This window comes from uncultured Nostoc sp., assembly GCF_964245445.1.
GTDB lineage: Bacteria > Cyanobacteriota > Cyanobacteriia > Cyanobacteriales > Nostocaceae > Nostoc.
The window spans coordinates 9,986-18,940 of record NZ_CAXTNE010000149.1 but is presented as its reverse complement, the minus strand read 5'-3'; the positions used below and the strand labels follow the sequence as shown (position 1 = coordinate 18,940).

General features: G+C 42.5%; 17 protein-coding genes. 12 read left to right on the top strand and 5 right to left on the bottom strand.

Features of this window, described 5'->3' with window-relative positions; genetic code table 11:
- Positions 1-134 precede the first annotated feature (134 nt).
- A complete protein-coding gene (locus tag ACFE90_RS22640) occupies positions 135-1,142 on the bottom strand; it encodes a hypothetical protein (RefSeq protein ID WP_375504518.1) in 1,008 nt (335 codons plus the stop codon).
- Between ACFE90_RS22640 and ACFE90_RS22635 the strand changes: the two genes are divergently transcribed.
- From ACFE90_RS22635 to ACFE90_RS22580, 12 genes are all read left to right on the top strand, one after another.
- Entirely contained in the window at positions 1,141-1,338 is a 198-nt protein-coding gene (locus ACFE90_RS22635) for a hypothetical protein (RefSeq protein WP_375504516.1), read from the top strand. The two genes, ACFE90_RS22640 and ACFE90_RS22635, sit on opposite strands and share 2 nt — an antisense overlap.
- A gap of 2 nt (positions 1,339-1,340) precedes the next feature.
- Entirely contained in the window at positions 1,341-1,529 is a 189-nt protein-coding gene (locus ACFE90_RS22630; protein ID WP_375504514.1) for a hypothetical protein, read from the top strand.
- Positions 1,530-1,630: 101 nt separating this feature from the next.
- Complete coding sequence (locus tag ACFE90_RS22625; protein ID WP_375504512.1) at positions 1,631-1,825, top strand: hypothetical protein; 195 nt, start codon at positions 1,631-1,633, stop codon at positions 1,823-1,825.
- A gap of 30 nt (positions 1,826-1,855) precedes the next feature.
- Complete coding sequence (locus tag ACFE90_RS22620) at positions 1,856-2,263, top strand: hypothetical protein (protein WP_375504510.1); 408 nt, start codon at positions 1,856-1,858, stop codon at positions 2,261-2,263.
- Between the two features lie 57 nt (positions 2,264-2,320).
- Positions 2,321-2,482, top strand: a complete 162-nt coding sequence (locus ACFE90_RS22615; RefSeq protein WP_375504508.1) for a hypothetical protein — start codon at positions 2,321-2,323, stop codon at positions 2,480-2,482.
- Between the two features lie 68 nt (positions 2,483-2,550).
- Entirely contained in the window at positions 2,551-2,787 is a 237-nt protein-coding gene (locus ACFE90_RS22610) for a hypothetical protein (RefSeq protein ID WP_375504506.1), read from the top strand.
- Between the two features lie 192 nt (positions 2,788-2,979).
- The gene (locus tag ACFE90_RS22605) at positions 2,980-3,345 is read left to right on the top strand and encodes a hypothetical protein (protein WP_375504504.1); all 366 of its coding nucleotides are present in this window, start codon (positions 2,980-2,982) and stop codon (positions 3,343-3,345) included.
- A 161-nt stretch (positions 3,346-3,506) separates the two neighbouring features.
- Positions 3,507-3,761, top strand: a complete 255-nt coding sequence (locus ACFE90_RS22600; protein WP_375504502.1) for a hypothetical protein — start codon at positions 3,507-3,509, stop codon at positions 3,759-3,761.
- Positions 3,762-4,224: 463 nt separating this feature from the next.
- A complete protein-coding gene (locus tag ACFE90_RS22595) occupies positions 4,225-4,479 on the top strand; it encodes a hypothetical protein (RefSeq protein ID WP_375504500.1) in 255 nt (84 codons plus the stop codon).
- 63 nt (positions 4,480-4,542) lie between these two features.
- Positions 4,543-4,743, top strand: coding sequence for a hypothetical protein (locus ACFE90_RS22590; RefSeq protein ID WP_375504498.1), 201 nt, complete (start codon positions 4,543-4,545; stop codon positions 4,741-4,743).
- A complete protein-coding gene (locus ACFE90_RS22585; protein ID WP_375504496.1) occupies positions 4,733-4,876 on the top strand; it encodes a hypothetical protein in 144 nt (47 codons plus the stop codon). Before ACFE90_RS22590 ends, ACFE90_RS22585 begins: the two co-directional genes overlap by 11 nt.
- Before the next feature lie 12 nt (positions 4,877-4,888).
- The gene (locus ACFE90_RS22580) at positions 4,889-5,518 is read left to right on the top strand and encodes an IS982 family transposase (protein ID WP_375504494.1); all 630 of its coding nucleotides are present in this window, start codon (positions 4,889-4,891) and stop codon (positions 5,516-5,518) included.
- Positions 5,519-5,571: 53 nt separating this feature from the next.
- On the opposite strand, the gene ACFE90_RS22575 is transcribed toward ACFE90_RS22580, so the two are convergent.
- The 4 genes from ACFE90_RS22575 to ACFE90_RS22560 form a co-directional block, all read right to left on the bottom strand.
- Positions 5,572-7,149, bottom strand: coding sequence for a phosphoribosyltransferase family protein (locus ACFE90_RS22575; RefSeq protein WP_375504492.1), 1,578 nt, complete (start codon positions 7,147-7,149; stop codon positions 5,572-5,574).
- Positions 7,150-7,333: 184 nt separating this feature from the next.
- On the bottom strand, positions 7,334-7,426 hold the full coding sequence (locus tag ACFE90_RS22570) for a hypothetical protein (protein WP_375504520.1): 93 nt from the start codon (positions 7,424-7,426) through the stop codon (positions 7,334-7,336).
- Between the two features lie 331 nt (positions 7,427-7,757).
- Complete coding sequence (locus ACFE90_RS22565; RefSeq protein ID WP_375504490.1) at positions 7,758-8,333, bottom strand: hypothetical protein; 576 nt, start codon at positions 8,331-8,333, stop codon at positions 7,758-7,760.
- 175 nt (positions 8,334-8,508) lie between these two features.
- Positions 8,509-8,757: a hypothetical protein gene (locus ACFE90_RS22560; protein WP_375504488.1), complete on the bottom strand. Its 249-nt coding sequence runs from the start codon at positions 8,755-8,757 to the stop codon at positions 8,509-8,511.
- Positions 8,758-8,955: the final 198 nt, after the last annotated feature.

Sequence of the window (8,955 nt, the reverse complement as noted above, 5' to 3'; positions counted from 1 at the left end):
ACTGGTTTACAGACTGTTGCTACTGTACTTCATAAACCTGCAATCTGCTGTATATCCCAGTCAAGAACTCATATATAGGACTCCTTTTTGATTTTTGAAAAAAATCCCTACAACTCGAAAAGTGCCAAAATTTTTCAGTGGGTTATTTCACGCCCATACTCCGACTCCAGAACACTCAACAATTTTTCCTCTACAGCAGTCAACCAAGGTCGATTTAGTTTGCCCAAGGATTGCAACAGATTTTTAACTGCCTCCTCCAGCAAATCGGAATACACCCGACTGATGCGATCGCATATCTGCCGCATCTGCTTACACTCGGCAGGGAGGTAATTGTAAGATTTGAGGTGCTGCAAAGCAACGGTATACTCCCCATCCCAGCTTTTGACAGTGCAACTAAAATCATTCACTCTTGCGACTATCCCCCAGCATCCACCTTTACCTCTGAGTTCTGGGTTGTCTTTTACAAGAATTTGACAGACTTCCCCAATTTGGTAGGTGTCGGGTACTTTCGTCTTTTCCATGATGCGCTGCACAACATCTTTGACGATTCTACCACTTGGGACTTTACCCTCTGCTTGGGGAGCAACGCGATTTTGTGAGGTGCTGCAACCTGGGACGTATATAGCTTGTTTCGGGATGCGATCGCAACTAAAAAACCAAGTTTTGTTGAGAATATAGAGGTGTAATTGAGAACTAAACCCCGATCTCACTTTTTCGCGTTGCTCCCCTGCTTGTTCTACCGCCTGCTGCCATGCTTCTGGCTGTTGTTGAGGTTCTAGCTTTGCCAGAGGGCGAACTTGTACTTCTGATGTAGGCAAAATTTGGGAACTATTAGTTCCCATTTCATCCTGGCTTTCATTTTGGGAACTATTAGTTCTCATTTTTATATTGTCAACTATCAAACAACCAGCTATTAGATAATTTACATGGCGGTAAGTATAACTAAACCTGTCCCTGCAATATTCCTCAAAGGTTTTGTGGGTCGAGCGGTACAGTCTGCGATCGCGGAGTTCCATTAAAGCCTTTCCCGCCTCAAAAAATGCCCTCTCTACTTTTCTCTCCAGGTGCAGAACACGGGGCGCGGCTTTTTGTTGGAGATTGCCGAGGATTTTTAGGTTATTAATCACAGAGGAGAAAATCATGAAACTTTACGCGAAAAACATTCCACAAACTTTACCAGATTGGGTAACTATCGTTACAAAGAGTGCAGATTTATTTGAGATTGAAATTAACGATTCTCAGCCAAACTTTCAATCTCTGCTTGAAGAGTTAGAAACCGAGATTGAGCCAGGAAAAATAGGTGTAAAGGCAGAGGATTATGTTTACGGCTTAGCATAGAAATGTCTAACCCCAATCTGCACCAATTAATTGAACAAGCCCAAACCCTGATATCTGAAATTGCTACGCACCCAGACTACAGACAACTGTTGGACTTGGGATATCAACCTGATTTAAACATTGCTGATGCTCAAACTGCGCTCACCTATCTGCAATGGGAGTTAGAGCACAATCAAGAACCTTCTGTTTAGTAGAAAAGCGATTGCTTGAATCTCAGCTTTTATTCAAGCAATCGTAAAGCACTGAAAGTTTATGCTACAAACCACTAATTATTACACAGGTCACAGTCAACATGGTTACTGAAATCAAACTAGGTTTATGCAACCCTCCCGAACCGATTTATCTCTATGTCAAAAACGCTGAGTTAGGTGGAGAATCTTACCTGTGGTATCACTACGATATTGACAGGGAGAAAACCATTCCTGTTTCCCAAAGAGCCTTAACTGGGTATCTGTCTGAACTACGATTGACCACTAAAGAATTCTAAGGTAAGGACAATCTAAAGCTCGATATTGTAGTGAACGCTGACGAAGTTTATGTCATAAGAAGTGGTGTTGAAACGAACTTCGCCAAAAGCTTTCTTCTGGCTGCATCAGATATCCAGGATTTTTCTAAGCTACTGATTATTGCTGCTATTGCTGGTGAACAAAATACGGTTTTCTGTAATCTTTATGATGCAGTAACTAAAAGCAGGATTGAAAGAGAATGGGATAAAAATGCTGATTGGGGAACAATCATTAATAACATTCAATCTCGCTTAGGTGGCACATCCTCAACTATCCCATCGATAGCAGAAACCCCAGTAGCTCCAGCGAAACTTAGTGTAGTTCCGCAAAAAGTACACCCTCAAGACCTACGAATCAAAAATATCCGCACTTTGCTTGATTATCCTCTTGATTTAGTCAAAGAGTGGTTGGAATTTTAGGATGTTGACCGCCCAAGTCTACTTCATATTACCAAGATTAATGAACTGGTAAAAACAATGTGTTTGGCTTGGGCAGCAGACAAGTGCGACTATCCCAATCATGCTGAATCTTCGTATCATAAGCAGGTTTTTAATGCTGTTGCTAACGGTGCTGATGAATTAACGGCAATCAACGCATGGATGCAACAGGTGCAAACAGTAAAGACTGGGGCAAGTTAAACCAAAAGTCAGGGTTCAGAATACAGAATTATTCTGACTCCTGAATTCTTATTTTAGAGGAATTAGCCATGAAAGTCATCGTCACAGTAGTAGATAAAATCACCAGCGAAGCGCACCTAAATATTCCTGATGGACTATCAGAGTCGGCAATCAAGCAGCACATTACAGACCTCTACAACAGTGGTGAGATGCTGATTGATTTGAATATTGCTCAGGTGGACTTTGAATCAATCAGCGCTCAAATTGTACAAGGACAGACTGACACACATTCTATCTCTGCATCAATATCAGAGGTGAGATCATGAATATCAAATGGACTGATGAAGAACTCGCAATTTTGCGATCGCTCTTAAGTCTGCCTAGAACAAAAGTTCTTGAAACGCTCCTTAGAAACTGATTTCGGCTCCTGCTATTCCAAAGCCCAAATCAAGGATTGGTAACGCTTCTGGAAAACTTTTCGGTCTACTAACAGTGAATATGGCTGCGCTCCTTTCATTTTGAAGACGGCCAACATTCCATGTGACATTCTTGTACGGTTGCGTTCAAATCTTTGCTTATGGGGCGAACCAGGAGCTTATGCAGGTATTGGCTGTCCCAAAAAACATAGTGATAAATTCAAGTTAAATGAACCAACAACATGGGGTGAAACAACATTTGTCTTCGAGGTAGATGATCCGAAACTACAACGGGTACGGGTTAGCCTATGGAAAAATCTGCATTTCCGTAAAGCGGCGACACGTCCGATGTCACTGATCAGAGTTGAACGTCAAGACGTTCAAGGTAACTTGAGGGTGTCAAAACCGAATGGCACTAAGAAAAGCTATAAGCTATACGATGTAAGGATTTCAACTTTTAATCAATGAACAGTGAGTGGGTAGGTCGAGCGATCGCTTCCGGATCAGACAGAGCTTTATGGATGGGGCGATGATGCACGGGCTGTCCAAAAAATTTTTAGGTAGGAAAAGCTTACTCGTTCATGAAATACTTTCTTTGAGACGAGTAAGCAAACATCATAAATACTACTGTGACACTGCGAGTACAAATCCTCAAGGATAGATTTAATCAAAGTTTGGGATTACCTTTTAAAGAATTGTTACCAACAAGTGTAATTGAACAAGCACTTGATGAGCTAAACATTAGATATTATCGGCGATTGTTTGACCCAATAGTAACGCTTTGGGCGTTTTTATCTCAGGTTTTGGATACTGATAAAAGTTGCCATAATGCAGTGAGTAAAATTATTGCTTATTTGGCTGGAATTGGAGTAGAAATTCCATAAACTGACACAAGCGCTTATTGTCAAGCGCGGTCTAGATTCCCAGAAAAGTTTTTAGAAAAACTTTTTAGTCAGGTTGGACAAAGGTTAGAAGAAAAGGTAGGAACAGAACATTTATGGTGTGGACGGAAGGTGTTGGTAATAGATAGGTCAACAGTATCTATGCCTGACACTATAGAGAACCAGCAAAGTTTACCCTCAACCTAGCACTCAAAAACCAGGATGTGGGTTCCCAATTGCCAAAATTGGTGTGATATTCAGTTTAGTAACGGGAGCCGCTACTGCTTTGTGCATAGACGTTCTGAACACTCATGATATTAAATTAGCTCGGAGGTTGTACAGTTTTCTCAAACCAAATGATGTGCTTTGAGGGGATAGAGCTTTTTGTGCTTACGCCGATATGTTTGCTATTAAACAACTTGATTGTGATGCCGTATTTCGCAAACACTAATCTCGTACAATTACTATGCGAAAAGGCAAAATTATTGGAGATTGTGACAAAGTTGTTACTTGGTATAAGCCTAAAAGATGCCCCGCAGGATTGAGCAAGGATGAATTTTTAGCCTTACCTACTTCCATAACTGTACGCGAAATTTACTACTACATTTTTATTCCTGGTTTTCGTACTCAACGAGTTAGTTTAATCACTACTCTATTAGATACAACAACCTATTCTACCAAGCGAAATTGTTGGGCTTTACAGTCAGCGCTGGGACGTTGAATTAGATTTAAGACATCTTAAAACAAATGCGGGATGGATGTTTTGCGCTGTAAAACCCCCTCAATGGTACGCAAAGAAATTTACGTTTATTTACTTGCCTACAATCTACTTCGTAGTTTGATGTGGTCGGCAGGCACTACTTATCCTACCCCTCCGTTGCGCTTATCGTTACAAGGTACTCGTCATCATTTAAATAACTTTATTCCCGAATTATTAGCAGCAACTTCAACAAAACGTCTCCAAATTTACCGCAATGAGACTTAAAATTATTGCTCACAAAGCTGTGAGCGATCGCCCCGCAAGAAGTGAACCACGAGTCCTTTTACGTCGCCCAAAAGCTTACCCCTTGATGACGAAACCTCGGCATGAATTACGAAAACAATTGCAAACCGCTTAAACCACAAGTGTTTTGGCTTTTCTTAGTGCCATTCAGGTTCAAGAGTTGGGAGCAATTTTTGAGCGTACCCTGTTGTTAGATACCAAACCAGTACCAGTAGTTGGCTACAAACGTAACAAACGCCAAAGTGATTTTACTGGCAGTGCAGATTATGGGTGGTGTGCCAGTCGTAAAATGAATTACTTTGGCTACAAATTGGTACTCGTAAGTACCTTGACCGGAATTCCTCTAGTTTACTCGTTGGTGCCAGCCAGTACTGATGAACGTAATGCAGCCGAATCAGTTTTAGACTGTGTTCGTGGCTATCGCATCTTGGCCGATAAAGGATTTATTGGTGCTGAATGGCAAACCGATATTTCCAAAAGTACAGGTAATCAAATTTTCACTCCCAAACGCGCAAACCAATTTCAACAACAGCCAAAAGCATTTAAAAGTTTATTAAACAGTCTGCGCGAGCGTGTTGAAGGTGTCTTTAACGAGGTACAAAATACTGGACGTAATTTGGAGCGTCTGCTGAGAAGAAAAGTTGACGCTCTCTGCGTTCATGTTGCCTCTAAAATGACCAGTCATACTCTGCGTATTTTTCTGCGTCAGCGTTTTGGTATTGATGTCCTTACTTTTGAACAATCTTCTATATCTTAATTTACACAAAACGCACGCATATTTATTTAAGCATCAACCTTAATTGTGCCAGTTTAAGGTACGTTTGCCCTGTCTCTTATCCTCTTTCTAAACTCTGTCTCAATGCAAGCGAACGTATCGGTGTATCGTGGTTCAAGGTAATAGCTGTTGGCAAGGCAGGTAGCGTAGATATCTCGCAGCACGGAAGAATGGAGTTGTCGTACAAACCGCAGTACCAGATCAATGCTCGACCGGAGGATGAGCTTACAGTTGCGGAGGTTCATTCTGTAGTTTCCGGGTTGAAATATCATGGCGATGTCATCAAGATCCTTAACAAGTGTCTGGTTAAGGCGGCTTTCAATACTAGGAGCAACAGATGCAACTTTTGGATCCATCCGAGCAACATATAGGAATGTGATGTCTCGCGCTCCAGCACCATGCACGGTTTCGAGATGCTTGCGTTCAGAACTGCCGGTAATGAAGATGTCGTCAATGAAAACAACGGTCTTTCCCACTAAGCGTGTCGTGTCTACCGAGAAGGTGATCGCATCGAGGATACGCTTACGCTCCTCGTTCGATACCTTCGCATAGTTGTCATCTTGCTGGTGATTGCTTACGTGCTTGTACACATGGAAACGCTCAATGCACGGCAGACTATGCAAAGACATAAACATACCAAGCCGTTCATGAAACCATTCCATCATGTTCCCAGCTGCAGTCGGCACATGCATGAATGCAAACGGTGCAACCACGACGCATCGAGGATCTCGCTGCAGCTGTTCACCAAAGTGCTTGATAAAGTGATCAGCCAGCTCGTACCCGTACTTCTGTAGAATAGCAACGTCGCCATGCTTGAACCGACTATACTCGACTGGCGAGAACGAACGTCCGTTGACATCGACAACAGTCCCGTCAACTTCTGTTAGCTCATAAAGCGGGAAACGAGCGATCGGTTCAGATGTGCGGATATATCCCATCACTTCCCGTATCGACTGAACACACTCATACTCAACGTTTGGTGTCTCAGGTGAGAAAAGTAATGCACGCGCTCCAAACAATCGTGCACCATTATAGTCTGCCTTCAGCGAGTCTCCAATATGAAGGATCTCGTTCGGGAAAATGTTAAATGCGTCACATATTTTTTGGTACACTGCCGGCGACGGCTTGGGAATACCCATTTCGCTCGAGAAGAGCATCAGATCAAACAAGGGCGCAAGGCCTAGGTTCTTCACGATTTCTCGCATGACTGAAGCTTCAGCATATCCCGTGTTGCTTACGAGTGCTGTCTTAATACCCTTTTCGCGGAGCGATGTAAGAATGTTGGCAATATCACTGTCAATGAGCGACGGCTGATTCCTGCGGATGCTCGACTGACATTGACGTACCAGAAGTGCACGGCGTGCCTGCTTAAACCGGGTTTTGCCGAGCTTGTCGGCCAGTAAATCTATGCGAGCGCTACAATCGTAGTCAGTACCAGTTTGTTCCGAACGAATATCAAGCTCCTTGCTCACTGCATATACAAGCTGCGAAAGTTCTTCATTTGCTTCTGTCCCAAATGCACGTGCAAGTATTTGCACACGCTCGTGATGAGATCCTGAATGCGGCTTAATAAGAGTGAGCCACAAATCAAAACTGACACACTTTATGGTCACTTTCTGTCTCCCTGGTTTGAATAGTGTTTATTCTAAAAGAACAAAATGCCAAGCACATGGATTATCATACAAAAGATTATTTGTCCATCACGGACTGTGGCGTAAGTTTAGATAGGGTTATGCCGCCAACAGCTTCCCTTTAAAAGTCCATTGAAAAGGACGAGCTAACTTTTGGTTAAAGTAGTCAATAAAATTCAAGCCTCTGCTGTTTGAGATCCGCTTGAGAAGAAAAACTACCTCTAGACAAGAGTTTGCGTGTGAGAATACTAAACCAAATTTCAATCTGATTAAGCCAACAGCAGTGTTTTGGGGTGAAATGAAAACCACCTTGTGCTGAGGATTGGCTAAAAACTGGGCGCGGGTATTCATCGATTGGAGGATGCCAGACTGGCCTTTAATGCCCAAGGTGTCAAAGGCGATGCCTCACCCGACGAAAGCAGCGAGCACACTACAAGATCAGACGATTGCACTAACCCCCTCCTCCAGGGCGAACGCACGGTATTTCTGAAACCCTTGCTAGATAAGGATCTTGACGAAAAAATAGGCTAAATTTAAAAACGCCGAAACCCTTGGAATTAAAGGATTTTTATACTTTAGATGCGTTTGCCCTACCCCCTCGTCCACCTTTCATCAAATGTTTTGCGCTCCTCCGGGCTTAGCTTAGCGCCATCGTACAAAATTGGCAAATTTCCACGGAACCATGAATTAATTCCATTTCCATCCACATCTACTCCTGCTGCTTTCCCTATTTTAACTGCCCATGACGCACATGTATGATGGTCCGAAAACCAGCCATATCGCGGCGGGTTATGCATATCTTGTACTATTATCTTCATCGCATTCTTATAGCCGCTTATTGTGATCGGATATTCTTTTTTATACAATCCTCGGTCGGCGTCATGTTCATCATCGGCTGAGTATACTTTTCCCTTTGTTCCATTCCACAGCAACCACAATTCCTCCTTGGCTCCACTGGGCAGAGTCTCTGGAGAGAACCCTATCAATTCTGTTTGGATTCCACTCGAGTTAATGAACCCCACCGATATATGTCCTACCACGTCTGTGCGACCTGAACTCCATATATACACCACCAGCTTATAATAAGAAGATTTGTCTTGTTTGCCTTGTTCGCAACGTATTTCTCTTGTATTTTCAACAGCCTTAATAGCTTGAGTTAATGCCATAATAAATTTTCCTGTTTAGCGTTCTAAGTTTATTTGTGGATCATACTCAGTTTTCTTGTTTCTTTTAGCGAATGTCCGCTCACTATGGATCGGAAGTTAATAGGGTTTGAGGCACTATTCAGCCAGCAAGTTGAGCAAATAGGGCTAAATCACCAAACCGGAACCCCTGAAACCTTCATTCCACCGTTACGCCCAGAACGGGAGATTGCGTTATATATGAAAGAGGATTCATACCGAAGTATTCTTGAAATTTTGGTTTCGTCGAGTCGTGCAAATCTCCTCCATAGTAAATTTGCTCATTTCTCTTGAAAACAAACAATCTTTCACTGTTAGCCCAGTCACCTCCACCTACTACATAAGTAAATAAGCGATCGCCGATTTCATAACTCCAGTCTCTCGTTAAAACCTCGTTACTATTTGTCAATCTTATCTTTTCTAGTTTTTTTCGAGAATAACCGCTCATGGGGGAGCAAAAACCATTACTTTATATTCATCTCAAACACTTACCTGCACAGCTTCTAGCGATTTTTAATTCATCGAACTTACGTTAGTTAATTGCGTCTGACTACTTAAATCCCTTTCCCTGAAATATAGTGCCCGCATTGTTCACCACCCACGGCGA

Bases quoted from the DNA above. Each gene is read 5' to 3' on its own strand.
- ACFE90_RS22595 (WP_375504500.1), top strand. From the start codon at position 4,225: ATGCGAAAAGGCAAAATTATTGGAGATTGTGACAAAGTTGTTACTTGG.
- ACFE90_RS22640 (WP_375504518.1), bottom strand. From the start codon at position 1,142: ATGATTTTCTCCTCTGTGATTAATAACCTAAAAATCCTCGGCAATCTC.
- ACFE90_RS22610 (WP_375504506.1), top strand. From the start codon at position 2,551: ATGAAAGTCATCGTCACAGTAGTAGATAAAATCACCAGCGAAGCGCAC.
- ACFE90_RS22635 (WP_375504516.1), top strand. From the start codon at position 1,141: ATGAAACTTTACGCGAAAAACATTCCACAAACTTTACCAGATTGGGTA.
- ACFE90_RS22625 (WP_375504512.1), top strand. From the start codon at position 1,631: ATGGTTACTGAAATCAAACTAGGTTTATGCAACCCTCCCGAACCGATT.
- ACFE90_RS22565 (WP_375504490.1), bottom strand. From the start codon at position 8,333: ATGGCATTAACTCAAGCTATTAAGGCTGTTGAAAATACAAGAGAAATA.
- ACFE90_RS22630 (WP_375504514.1), top strand. From the start codon at position 1,341: ATGTCTAACCCCAATCTGCACCAATTAATTGAACAAGCCCAAACCCTG.
- ACFE90_RS22590 (WP_375504498.1), top strand. From the start codon at position 4,543: ATGGTACGCAAAGAAATTTACGTTTATTTACTTGCCTACAATCTACTT.
- ACFE90_RS22585 (WP_375504496.1), top strand. From the start codon at position 4,733: ATGAGACTTAAAATTATTGCTCACAAAGCTGTGAGCGATCGCCCCGCA.
- ACFE90_RS22615 (WP_375504508.1), top strand. From the start codon at position 2,321: ATGTGTTTGGCTTGGGCAGCAGACAAGTGCGACTATCCCAATCATGCT.